This window comes from Salarchaeum sp. III (genome assembly GCF_036418315.1).
Classification (GTDB): domain Archaea; phylum Halobacteriota; class Halobacteria; order Halobacteriales; family Halobacteriaceae; genus Salarchaeum.
In genome coordinates this window covers 557951-583515 of the sequence record NZ_JAZHPG010000027.1, presented here as the reverse complement: position 1 = coordinate 583515, position 25565 = coordinate 557951, and the positions used below count along the sequence as shown (strand labels likewise).

Genomic DNA, 25565 nt, shown 5'->3' with positions numbered 1-25565 from the left:
GTCATCCGATTTAAACGCTCGTGACGAGTTCGGCGAGCGTTGCGACCGCGGGATACACGAGGACGGCGACGGGGAGTGCTGCCCCGGCCGCGTTGGCGGCGCGGGCGCGGTCCGCGCCGTGCTGGACGACCGACGCGAACACGGGGAGGAGGACCGCGAGAGCGGCGACGTACCCGCCGACGACGAGTGCGAGCGCGTCGGGCGAGTATGGAAGTGCGCCGTCGCCGAGCGGACGGAGGGTGCGGGCGAGCGCGACAGTGACGCCGGCGACGCAGGGCGCGACCCAGCGGCCGGTCGTGTCGAGGGCGTTGGTGACGGACGCGAGGTCGGCGGCCGTGTCGCGTTCGACGCGGACGAGGCGGTCGAGGTGGTCGGCGAGCGAGACGAGGACGCGCCCGCCGGGCGGGCCGGCGGCGACCGCGTCGGCGAGGACGGCGACGGTCGAGCGGGCGCGGGGGCTGGGGAGGTCACGGAGCGCGCCGTGCGGCCCGAGAAACGCCGTCCGGGTGTCGACGGTGAGGGTTCGCTGGACGCGGCTCGCGTGGGCGATGACGGACGCGGCGGTTCCGTCGAGCTCGTCGGCTGCGGCGGCAAGCGCGCGTTCGGGTGGGCGGCCGCGGCGGACGTGCTGGCCGACGACGACGAGCGCGTCCGGCAGGCCGCGTTCGAGGGCGGCGACCTCCTCGCGGACGGCGAGCACTGGTCGCGTCCACCGGACGAGACCCGCGCCGACGCCGACGAGGGGCGCGAACGGGAGCGCCCACGGCGCGAGCACGTGGAAGACAGCCAGCGCGACGAGGCCGCCGCCGACACCCCAGCCGAGGGAGGGACAAGCACGGTCGGCGAGCGCGGGGTGGTCGGGCGGCACCGCGGCGGCCGGGAAGGCGGCGGGCCGGCGCGCGAGCACGACGGCGATGCCCGCGGTGAGCGCGAGCGGGAGAAAAACGTCGTAGACAGCGGCGAGACCGAGGAGCGGAACGGAGACTCCGGAGACGGGCGCAACGGGGAGCAGACCGACGAGCGCGAGCGGGAGGACGACGCCGGCGGCGTAGACGCCCGTGACGAGCGTGGAGAGCGTGCTCGCGTACTCGGTGACGCGGTCGGCGACGGCGTCGAGGGAGACGGAGAGCGCGCGGTCGAGCAGTCGGGCGCGTTCGCCGTCGGGGGCGTTGGTGGCGGCTTCGAGGAGTGCGACGGACCGCGCGAGCGCGGGGTCGTGCTCCCGCCACGCCCGCCGGAAGCGCGTCCACGCGGTCGTGGGTGCGCCGAGTGCGTATCGGACGTGGCCGGCGAGGCGGTCGGCGAGCGAGCCCGGGGCGTCGGCGGCGAATGCGGCGGTGTGTTCGGGCGTCGGTTCGAGCGCGCCCGCGAGGACGGCGCGACAGACGAGGTCGGGGCCGTCGCCGAGCGCGCGTGACCGGACGGCGTCCGCGGCGAGTGGAGGAACGGCGAGGAGGCCGGCGGCGGCGAGCGCGCCGAGCGCGAGGATGGAGAGACCGACTGCGGCGGACACGAGAACGCCAGCGGCGAGCGCGGGAAGAACGGTCACGCAGGCGAGCGCGAGCGCGGCCGACCGGACCGTTTCGGCGTCCTCCGGGCGGCCGAGGAGGGCGAGCGAGCGGTCCAAATCGGGGTCGCCGCCCGCGGACACGGGCGCGATGCGAGCGAGACGGGTGAGAACATTCATCGGAAGCGCTCCGTTCGAGCGTCGATGGCGGTTCGAACGGCCGCGTACGTCTCGTCGTGGTCGGCGAGCGACGCGACGACCGCCGACTCGCCGCGGTCGACCCGGCCCGAGGAGGCGAGACCGTCGGGCGTGCGCTCGAACAGCGTGTGGAAGTCGTCGTCGAACTCCTCGACTGCGACCACTTGCTTGCCGGCCGCGGTGTCGGCGAGCGTGACGACGAGGTCGGTGGCGGCGAACGAGTTCGGGGGAACGCCGAGGTCGGAGACGACGCGCTCCCGGACTGAGTCCCCGCCGTCGCCGTGGATGGTGCCGAGAACGGCGCTCGCGCCCGCGCCGGTCCGCATCGCCTCGTACAGCACGGCGGCTTCGGTGCCCCGGACTTCCCCGACGGCGAGCGCGCCCTCCCCGAGTCGGAGCGCGGTGCGGAGGGCGTCCGCGGTCGACACCTCGGCACCGTCGCCGTCCGCGGTCGCGCGGAGCGCCTGCACGTCCCGACCCGCATTCTGGAGGCCGAGGACGGGGAGTTCGGGGGCGTCCTCGATGACGACCGCGCGGGTGTCGGCGGGGAGTTCCCAGAGGAGCGCGCCGAGAAACGTCGTCTTCCCGGCGGCGCGGGCGCCCGCGACGAGCACGGCCGCGCCGCGCTCCACCGCGACGGAGAGGAGCGCCGCGGCGCGGGGTGTGAGCGTCCCCGTCTCGACCAACCGCGGGAGCGTGAAGCGCTGGGCGCCGTGCGCGCGGAACGCGAACCCGACGCCGTCCGCGACCGGCTCGGACACCGCGGCGACCCGAACGCGGTCGGCGACACCCACGTCGGAGAGAACGGCGTCGAGGGTCGGGTTCGCGGGCGAGAACGGCCGGCCGCTCGCGGCGCGGACGCGGGAGGCGAGCGCGTCGACACCCCGCGCAGTGAGGCGAACGTTCGTGGGGAGGAGGCGGCCGTCGAGGACGACGCGGAGGCGGGTGTCGGCGGCGGGCGCGGACGCGTACACGTCAGTGACGCGGTCGTCCGCGAACAGGTCGTCGAGCACGCCGTACCCGCGCGTGTGTTTCTCCAGGACGGCGGCGATTCCCTCCGGCGACTCGGTGGCGCGGGCGGCGGCCCGGATGGCGGCGCGGTCGCCCGTCACGACGCCGTCCGCGAGGAGTTCGTGCGCCCGGTCGAGCGCCCTGTAGGCGTCGTCGCCGAACCCGGCTTCGGGCGGTTCGAGGCAGTACGTTCGGCCGCCTGGGGTGTCGTATCGGCGGGCGGTCGCGCCGCCGGGGAGGTCGACGGAATCGACGAGTGCGGCGTCCGCAGGCGGGTCGGGGTTGACGCGGGCGTGGGCGATTCGGGGGCCGACGAACGCGCGGACGGCGTCGTACGTCCGGACTCCGTCCGCGGCGACGGCGAGTCCGGTTTCGGCGGCGGTGTCGGCCACGGGGCCGGCGCGGCCGGTGGCTTCGCGGGCGGCGGCGAGCGGGTCGGTGCCGGCGAGCGCGGCGAGGCGGGCGTCGCGGTCGCGGACGCGTGGGGCGAACCGGCCGGCGGCGACGAGGAGCGCGGTCGTGGCGTCGTCGTATCGGTGGTCGCGGCCGACGCGGCGGACGACGAGGGCATCGGCGTCGCGGTCGCCGAGCGCGCGAACGGCGGTTTCCCGGCAGTCTGGAGACGTTGCGAGGTCGCCGTCGCAGTCGGTGGCGTCGAGGACGAGCGTGTCGCGTTCGAAGGCGGGCCGGCACCGACACCCGTCGTCGGTGTCGTCGCCGAAGAGCGCGCGGAGTCGTCGCATGGCCCCGAGTCGTCCCGTTTCCCTACTTGAAGGTTCGTCGCGCGAATACGCGGCCCGGACGGGCACGCGACGAGCGCGAGGACGAGCGTCGTCCGCCCGCTCGGGGTCAGGCGGCCGCCGGGCGCGGTGAGCGGAACGGCGGGCCGGCACGCGCGTCGGTCGACGCCGCCGGTACGAACCCGGACGGACCGGCCGAGCGAGAGGCTGGCGCCGGCGGGCAGTGAGAGCGAGAGTGTGCGGGTCGCCGCGGTGGCCGGTGGCGCGGGGTTCGAGGACTCGACGAGGGTGTGCGCGGCGTCGCAGACGCGGTCAGCGGCGGCGCTGGCGACGGCGAGCGTTCGTCCCGAGCGGGCGTCTTCGATGGCGGGGAGCGACGCGGTGACCAGTGCGGACGCGACGACCACCGCGACGAGCGCGCGGACGGCGGTCACAGGAACGACCGGACGCGCTCCCGGAGCGACCGCGAGGACTGCGGTTCGTCCTCGGGCGATTCGATGTCCGGAACGGGATGCGGGAAGTCCGCCGGCCGCGGCGAACGGGTGTCTCGGGGTCGCGGCGATTCCTCCGCGCGGTGGGCGCGCTTCGCGGGCGTGCGGTCGACCTCGCCGACGTGACCACGAACGGCCTGCAGGTCCGCGTCGAGGTCGGCGAGCGTCCGCTCCACGCGGTCGAGTCGGGTTTCGAGGGCGTCGAGTCGCTCGGGCGTCTCGGTGTCAAAGTCGGGGAGTTCGTCGGCATCGGTGAGCGCGCGTTCGACGGCGCGAACGCGGTCCGCGAGCGCGGTCGTGTCCGGCATACACCGGGATGGCCGCGGCTTCCCGTTTCAACTCTCGGCGCAACCTTGAAGGCGTCTGACAGAGAGCATCCGTTCATGAAGGCCGCCCTCGTCGGCGTCGGCCAAGCCGGCGGTAAACTCACCCAAGCCCTCGTCCGAAACGACCGCGAGAACGACTACGGCGCCGTGCAAGGTGCGCTCGCCGTCAACACCGCGCGCCAGGACCTCACCCCGCTCGACATCCCCACCCTCCTCATCGGTCAGGACGTCGTGAGCGGCGACGGCGTCGGCGGCGAGAACGAACTCGGCGCGGAACTCATGGAGGAAGACACGCCCGAAGTCGTGAACGCCCTCGACGGTACCATCACCAGCAGAACCGAAGCCGTGTTCGTCGTCGCCGGCCTCGGCGGCGGCACCGGAAGCGGCGGCGCGCCCGTGCTCGTCCGCGAACTCAAACGCGTCTACGACATCCCCGTCTACTGCCTCGGCGTCCTCCCCGGCCGCAACGAAGGCGCGCTCTACCAGGCGAACGCCGGCCGCAGCCTCAAAACCGTCGTCCGGGAAGCCGACAACACCCTCCTCGTCGACAACGACGCCTGGCACGCGAGCGGCCAATCCGTCACCGACGCCTACGCCGCCATCAACGACACCGTCGCCCACCGCATCGGCCTCCTGCTCGCCTCCGGCGAAGTCACCGACGGCGTCGCCGAATCCGTCGTCGACTCAAGCGAAATCATCAACACCCTCCGCAACGGCAGCATGGCCGCCATCGGCTACGCCAACGCCGACGCCAGCCCCGACCCCGAAGAGAACATCAACGTCGTCACCAGCACCGCCAGAAAAGCCCTCCTCACCGGCATGAGCGTCCCCGAAACCACCGACGCCGACGCCGCGCTCGTCGTCGTCGCCGGCCACCCCGACCGCATCCCCCGCAAAGGCGTCGAACGCGCCCGCCGCTGGATCGAGGACGAAACCGGCAGCACCCAGGTCCGCGGCGGCGACTACCCCCTCGACAGCGACCACATCGCCGTCCTCGTCGTCCTCTCCGGCATCACCCATTCCGACCGCATCGAAGCCTTCCTCGACCGCGCCCGCGAAGCCACCAACACCGACCCCGAACCCGACCCCGCCGACGCCTTCCAGAACGACGAACTCGACGGGCTTTTCTAACGGACCTTTTTCTTCGTCGGGTCCGCCTTCGGCGAACCACTCCTCGAAAAATCTCCACCAAAAAGGCCGAGCGCGCCGCCGGCGCGCTCGGTACGACAGCGGAGCGACTTCCGCGCCGCAACCGCAGCGCGGAGCAGCGCTGAGATAACATTCCCCATCAACAGAGAGGATTCGCCGTCGTTCGCAGCAATACGGGCGGAACTACCAGTCAACGGCGACGCAACCCGCGTACCGCTGATAGCAGCCTCGTTAGCTCCGCGAGAACCTCGTTTCAACCGTCGACTCGTGGGTCGAGTTCCACCAGAAACCGCCGAGACCAAAGACAGCGTGAACGAACGCGATACCCGCGATGAGGTAGTTCGCGCGGTCGACAGCCCAGAGGGTAGTTACGGCAAAGACCAGGCCGAATCCAAGGAGGAGCCATCGACTGTTCACGTCTTCGCTACACCGTCCACTATCATGATATTTCTGGGAGGGGGGGGACTACAGCAGGGTTTTCCCGTCGAACTCGCTCGTCTCGAAGTCGATATCGAGGAGGTCGAGAAGGGTGGGGGTGAGGTCGTAGAGGCTGGCGGCGTCGGTGCGGAGCCCGGGTTCGTCCGTGACGAGGAGGGCGTCGTCGAACGTGTGCATACCGGTCCGGTGACCGGTCTCGAACACGTCGCGGTCGCCGCGGAACCCGGCTTTGAGATCGAACCCGTCGTTCGGGATGGCGACGAGGTCAGGCGCCATGTCGTCGTGCGGACCGTCGAACGCGGCTTCCTTCTCCACGACGCGGTCGACGACGGGCGCGCCGTCCGGCCCCGTGAACTCGCGGAGCGCGGCCGCGAGTTCGTCCCGAACCGCGTGGTAGTCGTCCTCGGGGACGCTCCCGCGGGGTTCGCGGTGTTCGAGGTTCAGGTAGAACCGGCCGGGACTGAACGAGTACGCGCGCGTGTCGTCGCTGATGTCCGCGAGCGTCCCCGGGTCGTCCTCGTAGTCGAGCCAGCCCTCTTCTTCGAGCCAGGCGTTCGCGTACACCTCGTGGTCGAGGCCCGTGAACCCGTGGTCGGACGCGACGACGAGCGTCACGTCGTCCGGGAGGCTGTCGTGGAGCGCGCCGACGTACCGGTCGAGTTTCTCGTAGAACTCCAGGAAGTCGTCCCCGTATTCGCCGTCCGCGAGGTAGTCGCGGTAGAGGAAGTGGTTCACGTGGTCAGTGGCGGTGAACGCCCCGCAGAAGAAGTCCCAGTCGTTCGCGTCGATGAAGTGGTCGAACGCCTCGTAGCGCGCGTCCAGCGTCTCGTGGGCGTTCGCGAGGAAGTCGGACTTGTCGTCGCGGTGGCCGAGTTTCGCGTTCGTCTGCAGGCGATACCCGATACCGTCGAGGTAGTCCGCGACCGCGGGCGGGTGCGCGGCCTGTTCGACGCTCGGCGAGAGGAATCCCGAGACCATCCGCTGCACGTCCTGCTGTGGCGGCGCGGTGACGGGAACGTTCAGGACGGTGGCGTTCCGGTCGGCGGCGGTGACGTAATCCCAGACGCGGTCGGTCTGCACGTCACCCCCCATCGGCACGTACGTCTCGTACGTCCCGGTCTCGCGGTCCTGAAGCCCGTACACGCCCGTCCTCCCGGGGTTCTTCCCGGCGGTGAGCGCTGGCCAGCACGCGAGTTCGTCCGGCGGCGTGATTGAGTCGATGGTGCCGGACGTGCCGGCGTCCGCGATGGCGGTGAGGTTCGAGAAGACGTCCGGGTGCTGGGCGACGAGGCTCGCCGACACTCCGTCGAGACCAAGAAACGCGACCCGTGGCGCGCCGCCGCCGAGGCGGTCGAGCAATCCCATACGCCGCCTTCGCGTGCGACTGTCAAGAAACTTCTCAGGACGCCCTACTCGTCGCCGTCGCGCCCGCGGTCCGCTCCGTCCTCGTTCTCGTAGTTGGTCGGGACGACCGTGACGTGCTGGATTCCCACGGACTGTTTCGCTGCCATGGGAGAGAGAACGGGAGACACGCACCTAAAATTACCCATAGGCATAACGCATCGGGGAGGATGGTTCGGATGCGCGAGAAGAATAGACGCGGTGGAACGCGAGGCGGAGAACGTGCGTCGACGTTACGCGAATTTCTCCTCGTAGAGGTCCTGGGCGTGCTCGATGGCGTCCTTCGCCGCCTGCTTGTCCTGCCAGCCGAGCACTTCGACTTCCTTGCCTTCTTCGAGGTTCTTGTACGTCTCGAAGAACTCCTCGATCTCCTCTTTCTTCTGGTCGGTGACGTCCTCGATGTCCTCGATGTGGTCGTACCGAGGGTCCTCGACGGGCACCGCGATGACCTTGTCGTCCTTCTCGCCGTCGTCGTCCATCTCCATCAGGCCGACGGGGCGGGCTTCGATGACGCAACCGGGGAACGTCTGGTCCTTCACGAGCACGAGCACGTCGAACGGGTCCTCGTCGTCGTAGTACGACTGCGGGATGAATCCGTAGTCGCTCGGGTAGTGGACGTTCGAGTGGAGGACGCGGTCGAGCACCACGCTCGGGATGTCCTTATCGTACTCGTACTTGTTCCGCTCGCCCTTCAAGCACTCCACGACGGCGTAGATGACGTCGGGCGCGTCGGGGCCGGTTTCGAGGTCTTCCCAGAGGTTCGTCATGTGGACTCGACTGTGTTAAGCGACCTAAAGGACCTTTCGCATCGGCCTCAAGTACCGAAACTATCGCCGGGTTGAGAAGCGTTTAAATAGAGGGATGACATATATTCCGGTATGTCAGAGGCACAACGCGCGGTGCGTCAGGACGCCCGCGATCTGACTGCGTTCCAGAAGAACATCCTCGTCGTACTCGCAGAGGAGGCCCGCTACGGCCTCGCCATCAAACGCGAACTCGAAGACTACTACGGCGAAGAAGTCAACCACGGCCGTCTCTACCCCAACCTCGACGACCTCGTCAACAAGGGATTCGTAGAGAAGTCCGAACTCGACAAGCGAACAAACGAGTACGCGCTCACTGACGACGGCTTCACGGCCGTCCTCGACGACATCGAGTGGACGCTCAGCAAGTTCGTCACCGACGACGACCGCGCCGAGACCGTCCTCGACCTCGTCGACAACTAACTCGGGTACCGTTCTCCCACTATTTCGAACACCGCACGCAGCGACCGCTCCAACGACGCTTCTTGTTCGTCGGTCGGCCAGACGTTCCGCGGGTAGTACTGCTCGCGGAACTCCCGGAGTTCCTCGCGGGTCGCGGTCTCCATCCGCCGCGAGTGGTGGTTGCCCATGAAGTCCGCGAACGCCCGCGCGTTCGCCGCCTCTTCCTCCCCGTACTCGTCGCGCACCCGTTCGACGAGCGCGCGGTTGTGCGCCTCCACCGACTCCCACTCCTCGGACTCGCCACCCCGGGAGAGCGAGCGCTCGGCGGCGCGGTCGGTGTCCTTGATGCGTTCGACCCGCACCGTCCCGTCCTCCAGCCACTCCGCGGGATAGCAGACGAGCGTGTCACCGTCGTCGTCCGCGCGGATACGCGCCTCGTAGTCGTGTTCCGCGAGCAGGTCGTCGCGGCGGTCGCGGTACGCCGCCGCCTCCTCGTCGTCGCCGACACGGCGCGCGAGCCGCGTCAGGCGCTCGGCCTCGTCCACGGCGTCCTCCGGAGCCTCAGTCATTGTCGAGCGCCTCGTTCGCGAGGTCGTCCGCGCGGTCGTTCACCTCGCGCGGCACGTGCGTGAGCGACCAGTCGTCGAACCGGTCGAGGAGTTCGCGCACCCGGACGCGTTTTTCCTTCAGCGTCGGGTCGTTCGTGTTCCACGCGCCCGTCACCTGCTTCACGATGAGCTGGGAGTCCCCCCGCACCTCGACTTCGTCGAACCCGTAGCGGTCGGCGGCTTCGAGGCCCGCGACGAGCGCGTCGTACTCGGCCTGATTGTTGGTCGCGCGGCCGATGCGGTCGCCGCCCTCCGCGACGATTCCGTCGCCGGAGACGAGCACCCAGCCCACCGCGGCGGGACCGGGGTTGCCGCGGCTCGCGCCGTCGAAGTAGACGTGCACGCGGCCCGCGTGGTCCTCCACGACCGCGGTAATGTCCGTGGGGGTCGCGCCCTGCACGACGACCTTTTCGTCGTACGCGACCGCGGTGGCGTCCCCGAGGCTCGCGCGCCAGCGCTCGTGCTCGGTGTTCCCGTCCTCGACGGACGCACCCGCCGCCTGGAGGCGCTCGCGGGCGTCGTCGGGGTCGCAGTCGATGACTGGCATTCGACCGGTAGGTGGCGTCTGCAGCGTAAACGCGTTGCGTGTTTCCCCCGACGGGGTTCGCGGCGGCCGCGATTGACGCGGCGGACCTGCTGCGCAACGAGAAGAGGACCGGCACGAGGTCGCAGACGCCGCGCGAGTTACCGATGCCACCATCCGAAACCGCTATCAGAAGCAGATAGAGGGGCGGGGATTCACGCCTAGACGGGTGTGTTAGGCGGACCGAAGGGGTTTTTGCCGGGCGATAGAAATGACGGTCCATGAGTAACGCGTGGCGGGACTGGGACCACGTCCTGAAGGTCGACCCGGACAAGTCGCTCGCCGACGGGGAGACGTTCGAGGACGTGTGTCGGACCGGGACCGACGCCATCGAAGTGGGTGGAACGCTGGACGTGACATCGGAGAAGATGGAGCGCGTCATCGACGCCTGCCGGAAGCACGACGTGCCGCTCTACCAGGAGCCGTCGAACCCGGCGGTCGTGGTGGACGACGAGGCCCTGGACGGGTATCTCGTCCCTATCGTGTTGAACGCGGGCGGCGTCTCCTGGATTACGGGCGCGCACAAGGAGTGGGTGCGCATCGACGACGTGAACTGGGAGAAGACGACGACGGAGGCGTACATCGTCATGAATCCGGAGTCGAGCGTCGCGGAGTTGACGGAGGCGAACTGCGAGCAGACGCCGGAGGACGTGGCGGCGTACGCCACCGTCGCGGAGCGTATGCTCGGTCAGGACATCGTGTACGTCGAGTACTCCGGCACCTACGGCGACCCCGAGGTGGTCGAGGCCGCGCACGACGCGCTCGACGAGGCGACCCTGTTCTACGGCGGCGGTATCGGCGACTACGAGGCCGCGCACGAGATGGGTGAACGCTCGGACGTCATCGTCGTTGGCGACCTCCTGCACGACGAGGGCTGTGACGCCGTTCGCGAGACCGTCGAAGGCGTCAAGGACGCACACGGGAAGACCATCGACGCCTGAGTCGGTTTTCTCGGCCGCCTCGGAGTGTGCGGTTGGTTTTTGCGCGCGGGGTTCGTGTCCCATGTATGGAGCGGGTCAACGACGACGTGTTGCTGGAGGCGGCGAGTCTGGGTGGGAATCTCGACGCGGTGACGCTGGTGTCGTTGCTGGAGCGCGCGCACGAAACCGAGGACGCGGGCGTGTCGCGGGCGCTGGTGGACGCGTACGTCGTCGAGCTCGCGGAGTCACTCGACGCGGAAGCGTTGCGGAGCGCGGTCGGGGAGCGGTTGACGAACAGTCCGCGGTGGGTGGCCGAGGGCGCGCTGTACGAGGTGGCGAACGGGCGCGTGAGTCGGTTCCCACGCGAGTGGCACGACGACCTCGACGAGGGGAGCCGGCTGGTGGCGTTCGTTCGCGTGCTCGGCGCGAACCGCGACGGCGAGGGGGTGCCGCTCGAACTACTCGTCGCGGCCGCGGCAGCGCTCGGCGGACGCGGGGAGGACGAGACGCGGAGCGCAGTCGCCGAGCTAGCCGCGGACGGCGTGCTGGCGCGAGCGGACGATTCGGTGCGTCTGGCGGAGTCGTCCTGAAACGTTTATCCTTGGCGGCGGCCGAGTGAGAGGAGATGAGAGACGGAGCGCGCGCGTTCGTCCCCGGGCACGTCACGGGGTTGTTCAGCATCCATCGCGACGACGACCCGGCGCGAGCGGGGTCGCGGGGCGCGGGATTGACGCTGACGGACGGCGTCACCGTGTCCGTGCGGCCGGCCGACGAGGCCGCGGTGTTCCTGAACGGCGAGCGCGCGGACGTGGCGGCGGTCGCGGGCGTGCTGGACGCGCTCGGCGTGACGGCGCGCGTGGAGGCGGAGACAACGCTCCCGGTCGGTGCGGGGTTTGGCGTGTCGGGCGCGATGGCGCTCGGGTCGGCGTACGCGGCGAACGCGACGTTCGGCTGCGGGCGCTCGGAGAACGACCTCGTCCGTCTCGCGCACGCGGCCGAGGTGGAGGCCGGTACCGGACTGGGGGACGTGGTTGCGCAGGCGCGGGGCGGCGCGCCGATTCGCGAGGAACCGGGTGCGCCCCCGCACGGCCGATTGGACGGCGTGCCGGAGACGGCGCGCGTCGAGTACGCGTCGTTCGGCGGGCTCTCTACGGCCGAGGTGCTCTCTGGGGACACGGAAACGCTGTCGGCGGCGGGCGAGCGCGCGCTCGACCGCCTCCTCGAAACCCCGACGCTCGACGAGTTCGTCGCGGAATCTCGGACGTTCGCCGCGGAGGCGGGCCTGCTGACTGACGACATCGACGAGGTCGTCGGGAACGTGCTGGACGCGGGCGGCCGGGCGTCGATGGCGATGCTGGGCCGGACGGTGTTCGCGCTCGACCACGGACTCACGGACGCGGGGTACGACGCCGAATCCTGCCGGATTCATCCGGCGGGCGCGACGCTCCGGTAAACGGCTCTTTTTTCCCGGGGCGCGCGTGAGGAGGAGTATGAGCGACGTGGACGTGCCGGAGGACCACCCGCGGTACGAGTCCCTCCTCACCCGTCACCGCATCGAGGAGGGCGTCGAGAAGGGAATTACGAGCAAGCAGGGACTCATCGCGGAGGGCCGCGGCGAGGCGTTCGACTATCTGCTGGGCGAGGAGACGACGGCGAGCGCGGACGCGGCCGAGCGCGCGGCGGCCGCTCACCTCCTGCTCGCCGACCATCCCGTCCTCTCGGTGAACGGGAACGTCGCCGCGCTCGTCCCGGGGGAGATGGTCGAACTGGCGGACGCGGTGGGTGCGGACCTCGAAGTGAACCTGTTCAATCGAACCGAGGAGCGGATGCATGCCATCGCCGAGCACTTGCGCGAGCACGGCGCGAGCGAGGTGAAGGGGCTCGCGGCGAACGCGCGCATCCCCGGCCTGTCGCACGAGCGCGGGAAAGTTGACGCGGACGGTATCTACGACGCGGACGTGGTGTTGGTGCCGCTCGAGGACGGCGACCGCGCGGCGGCGCTCGCGGAGATGGGGAAGACCGAGATAGTCGTCGACCTGAACCCAATGAGCCGGTCGGCGCGGAGCGCGGCCGTCCCCGTCATCGACAACATCCTGCGGGCGGTGCCGAACATCACGCGGCACGCCCGCGACCTGCGCGACGCGAGCGACGAGGAACTCCGCGAAATCGTCGAGAATTTCGACCGGACGGCGGCGCTTGCGGACGCGGAGCGCCGCATCCGGGAGGGCGTCGACGACCGATAGAACTACGTTGTTTTAGGCAGACCTAAATCGTATGCGTGGTGTGACGCTCGACGAGCTCCGGCGACGACTGGACGCCCTCGCGACCGGCGGCCCCTACCGCGTCGGCTGCCTCGACACCGCCGAGCGACCGTACCCAGTCACGGACCACCGCTATCCCGACCGGGAGACCGCGCGTGAGGCCGTGGAACTCGCGACCAGGTACCGGGACCGACTCGCCGCGTACGACCCGCGCGCCCCCACGTACGACCTCGCCGTCGAACACGCCCGCGGAACCGACGGCGCGCCGCCCCGGGAAGCGTGTAGTCGGCTCGCAGGCGCGCTGTTCGACGCGCTCGGCGACTGCGGGGAGACCGACGTGGAGCGCGCGATTCTCGACACCTACCTCGCGGCCGCGAGCGAAACGACCGACCGAGACGTGCTCGGCGTCGCGCTCCTCGACACCATCGCGGGCGTACTGGACGACGCCCTCCCGCCCGCGCGCCAGCAGGCCGTCGTCGCGAACGCCACCGACCACCTCTCGGAGAACGCGAACACCGTCGCGGCCGCGCTCGACGCGCTCCGCACAGGGTCGCTACTGTCGGCGTACGCGTACCGCACCCGCACCGACGAACTCGACCTCCGACTCGACGGCTACGCGTTCGACGCCGCCGACGACCGCCTGCCGACACTCCCGCTCACGGTGGCGCTCGCCCGCGCGGACCGCACGGTCGCCGTCACCGACGCCCACCGCACGCGGTCGGGCGACTGGCGGCTGTCCGTCTCGCTGTCCGCCGACGCCCCGTGCGGTCTCGCGCGGACGGACGTAACGCCCTAGTCGAGGAGGTCGCGGGCGACTTCGGCGACCGCGGGCGCGGACTCGCCGAGCAGGTAGACCACGGGCTCGATGCCGAACCCGCCGGACTGGTAGAGCACGGTCGCGTCCGACCGGTCCGCGAGCGCGTCCGCGACGGCCGTCGAGAGGTCGTCGTAGTCCGCGTCGAACTCGGCGGTGACGTGCCCCCGTTCTTCGAGCGCGGCGACGAGACCGGGGTCGTATCGGAGGTTGAGCGCGGCGCTCGCGGCGCTGCCGTTCGCGCGCGCGGCGAGCAGAACGGACGCGACGTGCTCGGAGACCCCGAACGCCGGCTCACCGGGGACCTCGACGCGCCCCATCACATCGAAGATGCGGCCCGGAACGCCCGCCACGTCCTCCACGGAGTCGGCGTTCGGCAGGCACTCCACGAGGTTCGACCCGACGTTCGGGACGAGCGTCGCGAACCCGCTCGCGTGTTCGAGCGTGCGGACGCCCCGGCGGACGCTCGACCGCACGCGCTCGCGGGCGAGGAGTTCGCTGTCCGGGTCGTGCACGCGGAACTCGCCCTCGTACTCCGCGAGGTCGGGGACGGCGTCCTCGTGCAGGCGGGCGAGCACGTCCCCGCGCGCCTCCAGTTCCCGAATCAGGACTTCCGCCTCGACGAGCGCCTGCACCGTACTCATATCGCCGGATGCGAGTCCCTCGCCGACGCGCTCCACGAGGTCGCGCACGCGGTCGTCCGACGCGAGTTCCTCGTTGCGCGCCACGTCCCCCGTCGCGTACTTCGAGACGGCCGACTGGCTCACGCCGAGCACGTCCGCGACCGCCTGCTGGGTGAGTCCGCGCTCCCGGAGGTCCGCCGCGAGCATCGACCGGAACGTCGGGAGGAACTCCTCCACCACGACCTCCTCGACGAACTTCACTGCTCGCCCCCGAACTCGCGGTCGCCCCGAATGCGGGACGCCTGCGGGCCGCCCTGGTCCTGGTACTTCGACCCACGCTCGCTCCCGTACGGGCGGTCCGCACGGCTCGTGAGTTCCGTGAACACGAGCTGGCTGATGCGCATCCCCGGACTGAGCGCGACCGGCGCAGTCCCGAGGTTCGAGAGCTCGAGGGTTATGTTCCCTCGAAACCCCGGGTCGATGAACCCGGCAGTGTTAGAGAGGAATACACCGCCGAAGCCGCCGAGGAAGTTCTCGACCGGTCGACCACGCGGCTGCACTTCGAGGTCGTACGTCGTCTCAACTCGGTCAGTGGCTTCCACGGAGACAACACGATCGAACCGGACGTTCGCGTCGAGAATCTGGTCGAGGCGGGAGACGTCGACCTCGTGGGCGGCGTAGCAGTCTCGGAGACGTTCGAGCGTGTCTCGCTTCACGCTGCCGTATTCCTCGTTCTCGACGTTCGAGATGGAGGACTTCGACGAGAACCCGAGTTCGTCCGCGACCGCTTTCATCGTCAGCCCGGCCTCCGTCCGGAGCGTTCTGAGGAGCGCGGACGGGTTCGGGACGTACTGTCCGCGCTTGTGCGCGTCCGCGTAGAAATCGACAGCCCACTCGTCGCTCGCCGCGTCGTTGTCGCGCTGACGATGATACGTGGACGTTGCGTAGCCCAGGCGACTTCCGAGATAGGTCGCTCGGTCGGCGAGGTCCTCGTTCGCGGTGTGGAGCGTATCGCGCCCCTCTCGTCGGTGGCCGTCCCCGTAAATCAGTCCCTCGTAGAACGCCTCAACGACCCGATCCGGCCAGTCCCAGAGGCGTTCGGGGACGTTCTTCTTCGCGCCCTCGCCAGCGAGGGCGCGGAACACCCGCGACCAGAGCGCCGAGCAAACGGTTAGTTGGTGTACCCCGTTCGGGGTCTGCGACCACGAGACGGGCGTGTCGTACCGGTCGAACCAGTCGGCGATGCGTTCGAGCGGCCGGCGGTTCTTCTGCCCCAGCACGACCTGTTTCCGTCTCGCGTACCCCTCCGCGACGTAGAACCCGAGCAGCCAGCCGAGTTCGGGCGTCACAGGAATCGTTCGCGGGAGGTGAGTATCGCTCTGTTTGAACGCGAGCTCCGCGTTCGCGGGAACGGTCGACTGCTTCGTTACGGAGAGCGGTGCGCTGTCCCGGGAGCGATAGTGGCGTCGCGACCCTGGCGGGAGCTGGTCCCAGTCGACCGTCCCGACGCCGTCCGTCGCGTACACGGTGATGTCGTCCGTCTCGTCGCCGAGCACGTCGAGAAGGTCGAGTTTGGTTTCAGTCCCGTGTGCGCTCGGGAGCGTCCCGGGAACCATCACGAGCTCGCCCTCCGCGTCCTCGCTCGCGACCCGGGAAACGTGGCCGTGGTCGTCGAGCGTGAAGACATTGTGGTCGCTCGTCACGCGCACCTGCCGTCCGGAGTCGAGGGTGACTTCGTAAATCCGCTGTGCAGGGTTCGTGATGAAATCGGTTATCGGGAACGTTCGGACGTGAAGCGTCTCAGGGTCGAAGGAGACTGCGCGCGCGTCCGGTTCGTGCGCGACGACATCGCCGATTTCGTGGAACCCGAACCCGTCCTCGGGGGTCCAGAGGAACAAAGTCTCATCGGCTGGGAGTGACGCGTGCACCACGACGGCGAGGCGGCCGAGCGACGACCGGCCCTCGACCTGCGCGACGAGGTCGGACGGGACTTCGACGCGCTCGTGGGTGGTTCCGAGGACGAAGTCGCCGGGGTGGAGGATGAACTCGCCGTCCTCGTCGACGACGGTTTCGGTGACGTAGTCGTCGACCTCGGTCTCGTCGTTCGGGTGGATGCAGGGGATGTTCGCGCGCTGGAACTCGAGGAATTCGCGGCCGAGCCGGACGTCGATACTCGCGGGCTGAATCTGCAAGTCGGGGTCGTCGAGGGGTTCGACGACGAGGTCGCCGGCCTCCAGTCGGTCGAGGAGGTCGGCGTCGGAGAGTATCATACCGACCCCTGTACGCCCGGGGCCTAATAGGTTTCAGATGAGGCCGAGTAGCAAGCCGCCGTAGGCGACCAGGAATCCGAGCGCGCCCGTGGCGAGCGTGTCGGTGTCGTAGAGGACGGCGAACCCCTGCGCGTAGACGTAGGTCTGCCAGCCGGCGACCACGAACCCGATGGCGATACTGCCGAGGGACACTCCGGAGAGGGTGGTGCGGAGCGCGTCGGCCGACGTGCCGCTCGTCGCGCCGAGCGTACTCGCGGTGAGCGCGAACCCGAGAATGGACGTGAGCGCGCCGAGCGCGGTCGCCCACGTGGCGACGGTGAGCGCGGGGCCGACGCGGCTTCGGTCGCCGAGGAAGGCGTCCGCGAGCACGGCGACGAGGAGGACGGCGATGACCCAGCCGACGACGGCGAGAAGGACGGTGCCGATGAGCGGCGGGAGCAGGGCGGCGAACGCCGGCGCGTCTTCGACGCGACCGACGAGGAGGGCAGTAGTCGCGACGACGGCGACGAAGAAGGCGACCGCGGCGGCGGCGAACGCCGCGAGCGCCGGGCGGAGGGGGAAGCCGTTCGACTCGAAGTACGCGCGGGGGCGGAAGAGCGGCGTCCGGGGACCGGAATCCATGCCGGGAAGTATCTGTTTATTAAAATAAGTCTGTCGCGTGAGCGGGCGGTGAGTCGTAGCGGCTTTGACGCGTCCACGACACCACCCCGTATGAAGCAAGCCATCGTCGTGCGCGCCGACCTCGGGATGGGGACGGGGAAGGTCGCCGCGCAGGCGTCTCACGCGTCGCTGCGGGCGTTCGAGTACGCGGACGACCGGGCGCAGCGGGCGTGGAAGCAGGGCGGGCAGAAGAAGGTCGTGCTGAAGGCCGGGTCGGAGCGCGAGCTCTACGAGCTGAACGAGGAGGCGAAGGCCGCGGGCCTGCCGTCCGCGGTCATCGAGGACGCCGGGCACACGCAGGTGGACCCGGGGACGCCGACCGCGCTCGCCATCGGCCCCGCGCCGGAGGCCGACATCGACGCGATAACGGGCGACCTCTCCCTGTTCTGATGGTCGACCCACATCCGCTCGAACGCGCGGTCGGCGTCGAGCGCTACGCGAGCAGTACGGCGGGAACGGGCGGCCGCCTCCGCGACGCACCCGGGGACTTTCGAGTGCGGGAGATCGAGGACTTCGACGCCGAACCCGCGGGCGAGAGCGCGGGCGACTACCCGCACGTCGTGGTGCGGGCGACGCTCACCGACTGGGATACGAACGGGTTCGCACGCGAATTCTCGAACCGACTCGGCATCAGCCGGGAGCGCGTGAACTGGGCGGGCACGAAGGACAAGAACGCCGTCACCACCCAGTTGTTCACGGTGCGCGGCATCGACCCCGACGACGTGCCCGAGATTCGTGACGCCGAAGTCGAGGTGGTGGGGCGCGCGGGTCGAAACCTCCAGTTCGGCGATTTAGTGGGGAACGAGTTCGAAATCGCCGTCCGAGACCCCGACCGTCCCGAGAACGCGGCCGCGATTACGGACGAACTCGCGGAGTTCGGCGGTCGACCGGCGGACGCGGCGGCGGCAGGCGAGGGGAAAGCGGACGCGGGGCGGTCCGTCGCAGTCCCCAATTTCTTCGGCCAGCAGCGCTTCGGGAGCTATCGGCCGGTGACGCACGAGGTCGGGCTGGCGGTGCTGCGCGGCGACTGGGAGGGCGCGGTGCTGGCGTACGTCGGGAACCCGAGCGAACACGAACCGGCGGCGACCCGGGACGCCCGCGAGTTCGTGGAGGAGACGCGGGACTGGAGCGCGGCCATCGAGGAGTTCCCGGGACACCTCCGGTACGAGCGCACCGTCCTGAACCGGCTGGCGGAGAACGGCGGGCGTACTGAAGACGACTTCCGGGAGGCCTTGGAGACGTTCCCGTCGAACCTCCAGCGGTTGTTCGTGCACGCGGCGCAGTCGTACGCGTTCAACCGCATCCTCTCGGAGCGCATGGCGCGCGACATCCCGTTCCACGAACCCGTCGAGGGCGACGTGGTGTGTTTCGCGGACACGGACGCGCCCGGCGACCTCACGATTCCCGACCCCGACCGGCTCCAGCGGGCGACCGACGAGCGCGTGTCGGTGTTGTCCCGGCACGCGGAGCGCGGGCGGGCGTTCGTCACCGCGCCTCTGGTGGGAACGAACACCGAACTCGCCGAGGGCGTGCAGGGCGAGATAGAGCGCGCGGTGCTCTCCGACCTCGGCATCGAGCCGAGCGACTTCGACCTCCCCGGCGAGTTCCACTCCGAGGGAACGCGGCGCGCGATACTCGTCCGGACCGACGTCGACGTGTCCCGCGACCCGCTGACGTTCACGTTCGCGCTCCCGAAGGGCTGCTACGCCACCGTCGTCCTCCGCGAGTACCTCAAGACCAGCCCGCTCGACCTGTAGGCAGCCCCCGCGCCGACACCCACGTTTTTCCCGATACGGGTCGTCTACCCGGGTATGTCTGAGTATCCGGTGACGGACGAACTGCCCGACGCGCCGTTCCACACGACGGGCGTCGACCACATCACGATGATCGGGTCGAACGAGGAAGATACGATAGAGTTCTACCGCGACCTCCTCGGGATGCCGCTCGTCCTCCGGCAGCCGAACCTCGACGACCCGAACCAGACCCACCTGTTCTTCGACGCGGGCGACGGCCGCATCCTCACGTTCTTCGTGACCGAGGACCGGGATTCGAACCCCCAGCCCCACCGCCACCGCGTCGGGTCGGTCCACCACCTCTCCGTCTCCATCGACCCCCACGAGTTCGAGACGGTGATGGAGAGCCTCGACGACGCCGGACACGGCTTCAACGTCTTTGACCGCGGCGTCTTCCACTCGCTCTACACCCGCGACCACAACGGACTGGTCGTCGAACTCGCGACGGACAAGTACGAGATTCCCGACGACCGCCGCGCCGAAGTGCTCGCGAAGACCCAGGAGATTCGGGAGGCGGACGGCGCGGACTACGCCGAAGCCGAACACCTGGAGGAAGCGCTCGACGAACTCGGCCTGGATTCGGAGCCGGTCGAGCTACCGGACGCGCCGACGGGCGCGGGCGTCTGAGGACCGTTCTGGTTTTACGGACACCCATCTTAGTCCCGGGAAATGGAGTGTCGGCAGTGTGGCGCGCCGCTGGACAAGCCCGGCGACTACTGCCTGCTGTGCGGCACCGCGAACTGCGACGCCGTCGTCGTCGAAATCGAGGCGTCGCGGGCGACGCTGACGTTTCTCGACGCGGACCGCGTGGAGGACGACCCGCGCAGTCCGGTGCTGGGGGAGACGGTGGTGACGACGACGCCGGAGCCGAACGCGGAGCGCGAGGTGGCGCAGGTCCGGAACTTCGCGGGCCGCATCGCGGACGAGATACGGAGAAAGCGCCCGGAGACGGTGTTCGTGACGGGCGAGCGCGACGTGGTGCGGGCGTTGCGGGGCGACCTCCACCACGAGCTCTACCGGGTGAGCGGCGACGACCCCGTCCGGAGCGTGCTCGACCGGTGGGGCGGCCGCGACCTCGAAATCGTGGAGAAGGCCGCGGCGGAGAAAATCGGGGGGTCGCACTCGACGCTCGTCGGTGAGCGCGAGGGCTGGCACGCCATCGAGACCGTCGCCGGCCACCCGCACGTGAAGAAAATCGTGCCCGGCCCCATCGACGCCGGCGGCGCGAGCACGCGGGGCGGCGTGCGGGCGAAGGTGACGCGCGCGGACACGAACGGGAACGTCCGACTGCTCATCCGGGACGGCTCCTCGGTGCAGGAGAACCGCGTGGTGACGACGGCGATGGACCGCGAGACCGGTGAGCGCGTCCGCGACGACCTGAACGACGCGCTCGAAGACGAGGGGTTGAAGCAGGACGCGTAGGGCTCGGTCGGGACTCAAAGCCCTTATGTGCGCGCTGTGGCTACGTGCTTGTACTATGGCCGAGAAGAAGTCCACGACCGGGAGTGCCGGCCGATTCGGCGCTCGATACGGTCGCGTCGCGCGTCGTCGCGTCTCCGATATCGAGTCCGACACGAACCAGAACCACGCCTGCCCCGAGTGCGGCGCGGAGAAGGTCTCCCGCAAGGGCACCGGCATCTGGCAGTGCGGCAAGTGCGACTACAAGTTCGCGGGCGGCGCGTACCGGCCGGAAACGCCCGGCGGCGAGTCCGTGCAGCGCTCCATCCGCACTGCGCTCTCCGAGGAAGAGCAGGAGGCATAATGTCGTACAAGTGCTCGCGCTGCAAGCGGGACGTCGAACTCGACGAGTACGGCGGCATCCGCTGTCCGTACTGCGGGCACCGCGTCCTCCTGAAGGAGCGGGCGCGCGACGTGAAGGAAGTTGACGTCCGCTAGGCACGCGACGACGCTTCGTTTCTCCTACGCTTCTCCCGATATCGCACAGCGAATCGCCGAGAGCGTCCGCCCCGAAGCTGGCGCTATCGAGGGCGACCGAACGACAGCGTCGCTCTCCCGCGACGGGAGTGTCGTGCGCGTGGAGATTGTGGCGAGCGACCTGACGGCGTTGCGCGCGGGCCAGAACACGTGGGTGACGCTGCTCGAAGTCGCTGAACGCACCGGGGATACCTAACCAGTTAGGGACTGCACTCTTGGCGGTGACGGGGCTACTAGTAGATGCCGGCCCCGCGGACGCTCCCCCCTCCCCTCTCCCCAGCGTCCGCGGACCTCCCCTTTGCCGGCGCGGGCCCGAATGCAGGGTCTTTTTCCCTCTCGGGTCCCGATTTTCGCGTATGCAGGGTAACCTTCCGCCGGAGGCCCAGGAGAAACTTGAAGAGCTTCAGGACCTCCAGGAGACCGCGCAGACCGTGTCGACGCAGAAACAGCAGGCCGAGACTCAGCTGAACGAGGCGAAGGCCGCGCTCGAAGAACTGGACGAAATCGACGAGGACACGACGATGTACCGCGAGGTCGGCGAACTCCTCGTGCAGACTGAGTACGACGAGGCCGAAGACGACCTCTCGGAGAAGGTCGACAACCTCGAACTCCGCGTCGAGACGCTCCAGAAGCAGGAAGAGCGCGTGCAGGAGCAGTTCGAGGACCTCCAGCAGGAACTGCAGGAGATGCTCGGCGGCGGCGGTGGCGCTGGCGGCCCGGCACCCGGCGGCATGGGTCCCGGCGGCGCGTAAATGGAACCGACTGACGAAGAAGTCGTGGAGACGGCGGCCGAGGCAGCCGAAGGCTACGTGTTCTCGCAGCTAGCGACCTCGGACGTGGACGACCTCGACGTGACGGTGTCGTTCGAGGACGGCGTGCTGGACGTCGAAGTCTACATCACGGCGCCCGACGCGGACGTCGACCTCGAGCAGGTGGCGGACGACGCCGCGCTGGTCGCGGGACAGGCCGTCGACGACCTGTTCGCGGACGATTAGGTCGCGAAGAAGACGAGCGCGCTGAGCACCATCGTGGCGAACGCGACGACGAGCGCGAGCGCGCCGCCCATCGAGACGACGGCGTTCGCGTGACTGGCGAGCGTTTCTGTTCTGTCGTTCCCGAACACGGTGACCGTCGCGTGCTCGCTCGCCATCCCGGCCTCGACGGGTTCGAGGTCGTCGACGGCCTCGCTCGTGAGGTCGCGGAGGAGCGCTTCGAGTTCGTCCACGTCGAGCGCGCCCCCGACCTGGTTCACCGACTGGACGGTGTTCACGATGTGCGTGTCGGTCGTCATCACTTCCGCCTCGTCCAGCCCCTCGGTTTCGAGCGCGTCCACCAGGCGGTCGCGGACGCCGGGTTCCATGTTGTTCCCGTCGACGAGCACGTAGCCCGTGCGCTGGCCGTCGGTTTCGAGGACGGCGACGCGGACGCCGAGCGGGCCGATGCCTTCGGCGGGCGTCCAGTTCGTCGCGTCCCACGCGACGCCCATTTGGAGGTCGTGCTGGTCGGCGTCCGCGAGCCGGCTAGCGACCCCGCCCGCACCCCGTATCAGGTCGAAGGAGCGCTGGCTACCGGGAACGACGTGCCCGAGGTCGTCGCCGTCGAGACCGTCGTTCGAGTTGTGCGCATCGGCGAGCAGCACGTCGTCGACGCCGGCGACGCGCGCTTCGGCGCTCGCGGTGAGGCCGACCGCGTACTCCACGTCGTCCGCGAACCCGGGCGAGAACGTCGACGTGAGGAGGAGGTCGTCGCCGAACACCTGTCCGAGCAGGGACGCCTCACCGGACTGCACGCGCGCGCTCCGGGTGGCGGTGTCGGTGTAGGTGATGCGGTCGTGTGCGCGCTCGGCGGCGTCGATGAGCGGGCGGACCTCGCGTTCCGTCACGAGATTGAAGTCGTGGCCGGCAGTCGCGTGCGGCGGGAACGCCAAGCCCTCCGACATCTCCGCGATGTGCTGGGGGAGGTTTCCGCCGCCGATTTCGCCCATCGGGCCGGGGTGAATCATCGGGAGGACGAACCGCGCCTTCTCGCCGTCGTCGGTGCGGGCGGAGAGCACGGTAACGGGGACGATAGCGTCCTCGCCCAGCTGTTCGAAGAAGTCCTCCAGTTCGCGGGTTCCTTCGGCGATGTGACCGATGAACCCCCGGACGAAGTCGAGGACGCTGACGTCGAGGCTCTGCTTCCACGGGCGGTCGATAACCGCGAGGAAGCCGTACGCGACGAACCCGTAGAGAACGGTCATTCCGAGGAGGAGGAGGAAGTCACCGGGCGTGACGATGTACTGAATCTTCGTGGGTGCGCGCTCGGGCCGCGAGAGAAAGGCGTCGACGAGCGGGCCGCCGAGTTCAAGGTAGTTCATCGCGCCCGAATAGACGAAGAGGAGGAGGGCGGCGGTCGCGGTCTGGATGCCCGCGGGAACGGCGGCGAGAAGCGGGGAGTTCCGGGAGACCGCGAGCACGACGAGGAGGCGTATCGCGAACACGAGCGCGAGCGCGGCGGTGAGCGCGTCGAACACGAACTGCTGGCCGAGCGGCGTGAGCACCGCGACCGTGCCCGCGATGACGAGGATTGCGACGACGACGAGCTCGCAGACGAGCGCCAACAGCGAAGAGCGATTGTAGGTGAGCTGGCCGCCGAGCCAGCGGTCCACGGGCGTCGTCGCGAGCGCGGCGACGACCGTGGGGATGCCGACGAAGAAGACGCCCTGCCAGGCGTCCTCCAGCACGGACGGCGTCTCGAACGCGCTGATGCCGGTAATTGCGGCGACGAGCAGGGCGAACGCGACGCTGACGTACCAGTTCGGCGCTCGGAAGATGTACCGCGAGAGACTCGCGAGGTCGCCCTGCGTCTCCGTCATCCCTTAGCAGCGCTCGAGGAAGTTCTCGAACACTTCCTCGCCGCGCTCCGTGTGCGCGACCTCGGGATGCCACTGGACGCCGTAGAGGTCGCGGTCGGTGTCGCTCATCGCCTCCACGTCACACACGTCGCTCGTCGCGGTGAGCGTGAAGCCCTCGGGGAGTTCTTTCACCTCGTCGGCGTGGCTTGCCCACACCCGGGTTTCGGGCGCGAGCGACCCGACCAGCGGGTCCTCGTCGTCCACGATGTCCACCGTTACGTCCGCGTACCCGCCGTAGTCGCCGGAGCCGACGCGGCCGCCGAGTTCGTCCGCGATGAGCTGCATCCCGAGACAGATGCCGAGAACGGGAACGTCGAGGTCGAGGTAGTCCGCCGACCGGCCCGCGCGCTCGATGCTCGGGCCGCCGGAGAGCACGATGCCGTCCGCGTCCACGTCCGCGGGGTCGGTGGTGTTCTCCACCAGATCCACGTCCACCCCGAGGTCGCGCAGCGCGCGCTTCTCCAGGTGCGTGAACTGACCGTGGTTGTCCACGACGACGATGTGCGTCATTACCCGTGATTGGACGCGACCGGATAAAAACCCACTCGACTCGGCTACTCGTCGTAGCGCTCCGCCGCGGTCTCGAACCCGAGTTCCGCGAGTTCGTCGCTCTTCCGCCCCTCGCGCTCCGCGAGCGCCTCCGCATCCGGGCTCGCGTCGTCGCCGATAGCCGCCCACGACCCGTGCACCTTCGCGTGACACCACCGACACAGCGTCACCGTGATTTCGTGGCGGAGTTCGCCCGCCTCGTCCGCATTGCTCACGGCGTCGCCGTTCGCTCGTTCCGCGCGTTCGCTTCGCTCACGCGCGCTGTTCGCGGCGTTGCCGCTCACGTGTTCTGCGGACTCCCTCCGGTCGTCCGCGTTGCTCGCGGTTTCACCGCTCGCCTGTTCCGCGCGTTCGCTTCGCTCACGCGCGTACGACAAATGGTGTTCTTCGAGCAGCGGCCGGGCGTCGGCGTGGGCGTTCCGGCGTTCGTCGAGTCCGCAGCGCGCGCACTCGTCGCTCGTCGCGGTGTCGCGGTAGTGCGGGCAGTCGCGCCACTCCCACTCCCCGTCGGCGGCGGGACAGCGGTAGTCGTCGGCGCGGCGGTCGGCGGCGAACGCGGGGTCGTGCTGTGAGTGGTCGAAGGCGTACCGGCACGTGCCGTCGCCGGTGACGTGGTCGCAGACGCCGGCGTGCTCGTAGGGGTCATCGACCCCGACGCTGGTGCCGGACGGCGTCTTCTCCATGGCGGAAAATCGGACGCCGAGGGTTTAGGCGCGTCGGCGGCGACTGGGACGGCGAGGCGAGAGCCGGCGGCCGGGGGAACGCTTACCTCGCTGACCCGATTCGGGACGCACGTGCGACTCCGACACAATCCCGACGACAGCGCGCGCACGCTCGCGAGCGAGGTGGAGGTGGCGGACGGGCTGGTGAGCCGCGGGCTGGGCCTGATGTTCCGGCGGTCGATTCCGGACGACTACGCGCTCGCGTTCCGGCACGACGACGCGAAGAAGCGGGGGCTCCACATGGTGTTCGTGCCGTTCGACATCGACGTGGTGTGGACGGAAGACGAGGAGGTGACGGCGGTGGAGACGCTGTCGGCGTGGACGGGCCGGGGGACGGCGGTGGCGGACGACCTGTACGAACTGCCGGCGGGCGCGGCGAGCGAGGTTGCGGTCGGCGACCGCGTGTGGTTGGAAGTATAACACTATTTCTGCCCGGTTTGTCAGGGGATTAAGTGCCTGAACGCGGTT

At 69.5% G+C, this 25565-nt stretch carries 30 protein-coding genes and 2 pseudogenes; 17 read left to right on the top strand and 15 right to left on the bottom strand.

From position 1 onward, the window contains the following. Positions 1-10: 10 nt before the first annotated feature. The 4 genes and pseudogenes from U3A55_RS13860 to U3A55_RS13850 all read right to left on the bottom strand — a co-directional run bounded on the left by U3A55_RS13860 (position 11) and on the right by U3A55_RS13850 (position 4255). Positions 11-1687 (bottom strand): type II secretion system protein, encoded by a 1677-nt coding sequence (locus U3A55_RS13860; protein ID WP_330992087.1) that lies wholly within the window; start codon positions 1685-1687, stop codon positions 11-13. Further along, on the bottom strand, positions 1684-3459 hold the full coding sequence (locus U3A55_RS13855; protein ID WP_330992086.1) for a type II/IV secretion system ATPase subunit: 1776 nt from the start codon (positions 3457-3459) through the stop codon (positions 1684-1686). The genes U3A55_RS13860 and U3A55_RS13855 overlap by 4 nt, the downstream gene beginning before the upstream one ends. A gap of 56 nt (positions 3460-3515) precedes the next feature. Continuing rightward, positions 3516-3890 (bottom strand): annotated as a pseudogene (locus tag U3A55_RS15295) (DUF7311 family protein); the annotation flags it as partial. After that, a complete protein-coding gene (locus U3A55_RS13850; protein WP_330992085.1) occupies positions 3887-4255 on the bottom strand; it encodes a DUF7310 family coiled-coil domain-containing protein in 369 nt (122 codons plus the stop codon). The pseudogene U3A55_RS15295 and the gene U3A55_RS13850, both read right to left, overlap by 4 nt. 75 nt (positions 4256-4330) lie before the next feature. Between U3A55_RS13850 and U3A55_RS13845 the strand changes: the two genes are divergently transcribed. Beyond that, positions 4331-5404 carry a tubulin/FtsZ family protein gene (locus U3A55_RS13845; RefSeq protein WP_330992084.1) on the top strand — a complete coding sequence of 358 codons (1074 nt, stop codon included), beginning with the start codon at positions 4331-4333 and terminating at the stop codon, positions 5402-5404. Between the two features lie 483 nt (positions 5405-5887). On the opposite strand, the gene U3A55_RS13840 is transcribed toward U3A55_RS13845, so the two are convergent. Then, positions 5888-7225 carry an alkaline phosphatase family protein gene (locus tag U3A55_RS13840; RefSeq protein ID WP_330992083.1) on the bottom strand — a complete coding sequence of 446 codons (1338 nt, stop codon included), beginning with the start codon at positions 7223-7225 and terminating at the stop codon, positions 5888-5890. A 269-nt stretch (positions 7226-7494) separates the two neighbouring features. Beyond that, on the bottom strand, positions 7495-8028 hold the full coding sequence (locus U3A55_RS13835) for an inorganic diphosphatase (protein ID WP_330992082.1): 534 nt from the start codon (positions 8026-8028) through the stop codon (positions 7495-7497). A gap of 111 nt (positions 8029-8139) precedes the next feature. On the opposite strand from U3A55_RS13835, the gene U3A55_RS13830 reads away from it, so the two are divergent. Beyond that, positions 8140-8487 (top strand): PadR family transcriptional regulator, encoded by a 348-nt coding sequence (locus U3A55_RS13830; protein WP_330992081.1) that lies wholly within the window; start codon positions 8140-8142, stop codon positions 8485-8487. Here the strand turns inward: U3A55_RS13830 and U3A55_RS13825 are convergent. Together U3A55_RS13825 and rnhA are read right to left on the bottom strand one after the other, a co-directional pair. Further along, positions 8484-9035, bottom strand: coding sequence for a DUF7108 family protein (locus tag U3A55_RS13825; RefSeq protein WP_330992080.1), 552 nt, complete (start codon positions 9033-9035; stop codon positions 8484-8486). The two genes, U3A55_RS13830 and U3A55_RS13825, sit on opposite strands and share 4 nt — an antisense overlap. Next, positions 9028-9621 (bottom strand): ribonuclease HI, encoded by a 594-nt coding sequence (rnhA, locus tag U3A55_RS13820; RefSeq protein WP_330992079.1) that lies wholly within the window; start codon positions 9619-9621, stop codon positions 9028-9030. Before rnhA ends, U3A55_RS13825 begins: the two co-directional genes overlap by 8 nt. Before the next feature lie 257 nt (positions 9622-9878). Here rnhA and U3A55_RS13815 point away from each other — a divergent pair, with 257 nt between their 5' ends. From U3A55_RS13815 to U3A55_RS13795, 5 genes are all read left to right on the top strand, one after another. Continuing rightward, positions 9879-10598 carry a phosphoglycerol geranylgeranyltransferase gene (locus U3A55_RS13815; RefSeq protein ID WP_330992078.1) on the top strand — a complete coding sequence of 240 codons (720 nt, stop codon included), beginning with the start codon at positions 9879-9881 and terminating at the stop codon, positions 10596-10598. Positions 10599-10663: 65 nt separating this feature from the next. Further along, the gene (locus U3A55_RS13810; RefSeq protein WP_330992077.1) at positions 10664-11167 is read left to right on the top strand and encodes a hypothetical protein; all 504 of its coding nucleotides are present in this window, start codon (positions 10664-10666) and stop codon (positions 11165-11167) included. 35 nt (positions 11168-11202) lie between these two features. Then, positions 11203-12030, top strand: a complete 828-nt coding sequence (locus U3A55_RS13805) for a pantoate kinase (RefSeq protein ID WP_330992076.1) — start codon at positions 11203-11205, stop codon at positions 12028-12030. Between the two features lie 37 nt (positions 12031-12067). After that, complete coding sequence (locus tag U3A55_RS13800; RefSeq protein WP_330992075.1) at positions 12068-12820, top strand: 4-phosphopantoate--beta-alanine ligase; 753 nt, start codon at positions 12068-12070, stop codon at positions 12818-12820. Positions 12821-12860: 40 nt separating this feature from the next. Further along, a complete protein-coding gene (locus tag U3A55_RS13795; RefSeq protein WP_330992074.1) occupies positions 12861-13634 on the top strand; it encodes a DUF7551 domain-containing protein in 774 nt (257 codons plus the stop codon). Here U3A55_RS13795 and U3A55_RS13790 read toward each other — a convergent pair. From U3A55_RS13790 to U3A55_RS13770, 4 genes and pseudogenes are all read right to left on the bottom strand, one after another. Continuing rightward, the gene (locus tag U3A55_RS13790; RefSeq protein ID WP_330992073.1) at positions 13631-14536 is read right to left on the bottom strand and encodes a thiamine-phosphate synthase family protein; all 906 of its coding nucleotides are present in this window, start codon (positions 14534-14536) and stop codon (positions 13631-13633) included. The two genes, U3A55_RS13795 and U3A55_RS13790, sit on opposite strands and share 4 nt — an antisense overlap. Further along, the gene (locus U3A55_RS13780) at positions 14533-16203 is read right to left on the bottom strand and encodes a dCTP deaminase domain-containing protein (protein ID WP_442978314.1); all 1671 of its coding nucleotides are present in this window, start codon (positions 16201-16203) and stop codon (positions 14533-14535) included. Before U3A55_RS13780 ends, U3A55_RS13790 begins: the two co-directional genes overlap by 4 nt. Beyond that, positions 16192-16545 (bottom strand): annotated as a pseudogene (dcd, locus tag U3A55_RS13775) (dCTP deaminase); the annotation flags it as partial. The gene U3A55_RS13780 and the pseudogene dcd, both read right to left, overlap by 12 nt. A 33-nt stretch (positions 16546-16578) precedes the next feature. Continuing rightward, positions 16579-17166 (bottom strand): YIP1 family protein, encoded by a 588-nt coding sequence (locus tag U3A55_RS13770; RefSeq protein ID WP_330992072.1) that lies wholly within the window; start codon positions 17164-17166, stop codon positions 16579-16581. Between the two features lie 90 nt (positions 17167-17256). Here U3A55_RS13770 and pth2 point away from each other — a divergent pair, with 90 nt between their 5' ends. From pth2 to U3A55_RS13725, 9 genes are all read left to right on the top strand, one after another. Then, the gene (pth2, locus tag U3A55_RS13765) at positions 17257-17595 is read left to right on the top strand and encodes a peptidyl-tRNA hydrolase Pth2 (RefSeq protein ID WP_330992071.1); all 339 of its coding nucleotides are present in this window, start codon (positions 17257-17259) and stop codon (positions 17593-17595) included. Further along, on the top strand, positions 17595-18962 hold the full coding sequence (truD, locus tag U3A55_RS13760) for a tRNA pseudouridine(13) synthase TruD (protein WP_330992070.1): 1368 nt from the start codon (positions 17595-17597) through the stop codon (positions 18960-18962). Before pth2 ends, truD begins: the two co-directional genes overlap by 1 nt. Positions 18963-19016: 54 nt before the next feature. After that, on the top strand, positions 19017-19625 hold the full coding sequence (locus U3A55_RS13755) for a VOC family protein (protein ID WP_330992069.1): 609 nt from the start codon (positions 19017-19019) through the stop codon (positions 19623-19625). Between the two features lie 42 nt (positions 19626-19667). Further along, a complete protein-coding gene (locus U3A55_RS13750) occupies positions 19668-20420 on the top strand; it encodes a DUF2103 domain-containing protein (RefSeq protein WP_330992068.1) in 753 nt (250 codons plus the stop codon). 55 nt (positions 20421-20475) lie between these two features. Then, on the top strand, positions 20476-20760 hold the full coding sequence (locus U3A55_RS13745) for a 50S ribosomal protein L37ae (RefSeq protein ID WP_330992067.1): 285 nt from the start codon (positions 20476-20478) through the stop codon (positions 20758-20760). Continuing rightward, positions 20760-20894, top strand: a complete 135-nt coding sequence (locus U3A55_RS13740; RefSeq protein WP_227260794.1) for a DNA-directed RNA polymerase subunit P — start codon at positions 20760-20762, stop codon at positions 20892-20894. Before U3A55_RS13745 ends, U3A55_RS13740 begins: the two co-directional genes overlap by 1 nt. After that, positions 20881-21129 carry a KEOPS complex subunit Pcc1 gene (locus U3A55_RS13735; protein ID WP_330992066.1) on the top strand — a complete coding sequence of 83 codons (249 nt, stop codon included), beginning with the start codon at positions 20881-20883 and terminating at the stop codon, positions 21127-21129. The genes U3A55_RS13740 and U3A55_RS13735 overlap by 14 nt, the downstream gene beginning before the upstream one ends. Positions 21130-21289: 160 nt before the next feature. After that, positions 21290-21685: a prefoldin subunit beta gene (locus U3A55_RS13730; RefSeq protein WP_330992065.1), complete on the top strand. Its 396-nt coding sequence runs from the start codon at positions 21290-21292 to the stop codon at positions 21683-21685. After that, positions 21686-21928 (top strand): DUF3194 domain-containing protein, encoded by a 243-nt coding sequence (locus tag U3A55_RS13725; protein WP_330992064.1) that lies wholly within the window; start codon positions 21686-21688, stop codon positions 21926-21928. It abuts the gene before it with no gap. Here the strand turns inward: U3A55_RS13725 and U3A55_RS13720 are convergent. Genes U3A55_RS13720 through U3A55_RS13710 form a run of 3 tightly spaced genes read right to left on the bottom strand, consistent with a single transcriptional unit; the run spans position 21925 to position 25058 of the window. Next, positions 21925-23787, bottom strand: a complete 1863-nt coding sequence (locus U3A55_RS13720; protein WP_330992063.1) for a DUF2070 family protein — start codon at positions 23785-23787, stop codon at positions 21925-21927. The two genes, U3A55_RS13725 and U3A55_RS13720, sit on opposite strands and share 4 nt — an antisense overlap. Positions 23788-23790: 3 nt before the next feature. Then, positions 23791-24336: a GMP synthase subunit A gene (locus U3A55_RS13715; RefSeq protein WP_330992062.1), complete on the bottom strand. Its 546-nt coding sequence runs from the start codon at positions 24334-24336 to the stop codon at positions 23791-23793. Positions 24337-24380: 44 nt separating this feature from the next. Then, positions 24381-25058, bottom strand: a complete 678-nt coding sequence (locus U3A55_RS13710) for a DUF7097 family protein (protein WP_330992061.1) — start codon at positions 25056-25058, stop codon at positions 24381-24383. A gap of 111 nt (positions 25059-25169) precedes the next feature. Between U3A55_RS13710 and U3A55_RS13705 the strand changes: the two genes are divergently transcribed. Continuing rightward, on the top strand, positions 25170-25517 hold the full coding sequence (locus tag U3A55_RS13705) for a DUF192 domain-containing protein (RefSeq protein ID WP_330992060.1): 348 nt from the start codon (positions 25170-25172) through the stop codon (positions 25515-25517). The last annotated feature ends 48 nt before the right edge of the window (positions 25518-25565 follow it).

Excerpts from the sequence above, each read along its gene's own strand:
- U3A55_RS13715 (WP_330992062.1), bottom strand. The coding sequence starts at position 24,336 with ATGACGCACATCGTCGTCGTGGACAACCACGGTCAGTTCACGCACCTG.
- U3A55_RS13845 (WP_330992084.1), top strand. The coding sequence starts at position 4,331 with ATGAAGGCCGCCCTCGTCGGCGTCGGCCAAGCCGGCGGTAAACTCACC.
- U3A55_RS13815 (WP_330992078.1), top strand. The coding sequence starts at position 9,879 with ATGAGTAACGCGTGGCGGGACTGGGACCACGTCCTGAAGGTCGACCCG.
- U3A55_RS13710 (WP_330992061.1), bottom strand. The coding sequence starts at position 25,058 with ATGGAGAAGACGCCGTCCGGCACCAGCGTCGGGGTCGATGACCCCTAC.
- U3A55_RS13835 (WP_330992082.1), bottom strand. The coding sequence starts at position 8,028 with ATGACGAACCTCTGGGAAGACCTCGAAACCGGCCCCGACGCGCCCGAC.
- rnhA (WP_330992079.1), bottom strand. The coding sequence starts at position 9,621 with ATGCCAGTCATCGACTGCGACCCCGACGACGCCCGCGAGCGCCTCCAG.
- U3A55_RS13850 (WP_330992085.1), bottom strand. The coding sequence starts at position 4,255 with ATGCCGGACACGACCGCGCTCGCGGACCGCGTTCGCGCCGTCGAACGC.
- truD (WP_330992070.1), top strand. The coding sequence starts at position 17,595 with ATGGTCGACCCACATCCGCTCGAACGCGCGGTCGGCGTCGAGCGCTAC.
- U3A55_RS13805 (WP_330992076.1), top strand. The coding sequence starts at position 11,203 with ATGAGAGACGGAGCGCGCGCGTTCGTCCCCGGGCACGTCACGGGGTTG.
- U3A55_RS13720 (WP_330992063.1), bottom strand. The coding sequence starts at position 23,787 with ATGACGGAGACGCAGGGCGACCTCGCGAGTCTCTCGCGGTACATCTTC.
- pth2 (WP_330992071.1), top strand. The coding sequence starts at position 17,257 with ATGAAGCAAGCCATCGTCGTGCGCGCCGACCTCGGGATGGGGACGGGG.
- U3A55_RS13825 (WP_330992080.1), bottom strand. The coding sequence starts at position 9,035 with ATGACTGAGGCTCCGGAGGACGCCGTGGACGAGGCCGAGCGCCTGACG.
- U3A55_RS13855 (WP_330992086.1), bottom strand. The coding sequence starts at position 3,459 with ATGCGACGACTCCGCGCGCTCTTCGGCGACGACACCGACGACGGGTGT.
- U3A55_RS13755 (WP_330992069.1), top strand. The coding sequence starts at position 19,017 with ATGTCTGAGTATCCGGTGACGGACGAACTGCCCGACGCGCCGTTCCAC.
- U3A55_RS13750 (WP_330992068.1), top strand. The coding sequence starts at position 19,668 with ATGGAGTGTCGGCAGTGTGGCGCGCCGCTGGACAAGCCCGGCGACTAC.
- U3A55_RS13830 (WP_330992081.1), top strand. The coding sequence starts at position 8,140 with ATGTCAGAGGCACAACGCGCGGTGCGTCAGGACGCCCGCGATCTGACT.
- U3A55_RS13800 (WP_330992075.1), top strand. The coding sequence starts at position 12,068 with ATGAGCGACGTGGACGTGCCGGAGGACCACCCGCGGTACGAGTCCCTC.
- U3A55_RS13730 (WP_330992065.1), top strand. The coding sequence starts at position 21,290 with ATGCAGGGTAACCTTCCGCCGGAGGCCCAGGAGAAACTTGAAGAGCTT.
- U3A55_RS13860 (WP_330992087.1), bottom strand. The coding sequence starts at position 1,687 with ATGAATGTTCTCACCCGTCTCGCTCGCATCGCGCCCGTGTCCGCGGGC.
- U3A55_RS13770 (WP_330992072.1), bottom strand. The coding sequence starts at position 17,166 with ATGGATTCCGGTCCCCGGACGCCGCTCTTCCGCCCCCGCGCGTACTTC.
- U3A55_RS13725 (WP_330992064.1), top strand. The coding sequence starts at position 21,686 with ATGGAACCGACTGACGAAGAAGTCGTGGAGACGGCGGCCGAGGCAGCC.
- U3A55_RS13740 (WP_227260794.1), top strand. The coding sequence starts at position 20,760 with ATGTCGTACAAGTGCTCGCGCTGCAAGCGGGACGTCGAACTCGACGAG.
- U3A55_RS13810 (WP_330992077.1), top strand. The coding sequence starts at position 10,664 with ATGGAGCGGGTCAACGACGACGTGTTGCTGGAGGCGGCGAGTCTGGGT.
- U3A55_RS13745 (WP_330992067.1), top strand. The coding sequence starts at position 20,476 with ATGGCCGAGAAGAAGTCCACGACCGGGAGTGCCGGCCGATTCGGCGCT.
- U3A55_RS13840 (WP_330992083.1), bottom strand. The coding sequence starts at position 7,225 with ATGGGATTGCTCGACCGCCTCGGCGGCGGCGCGCCACGGGTCGCGTTT.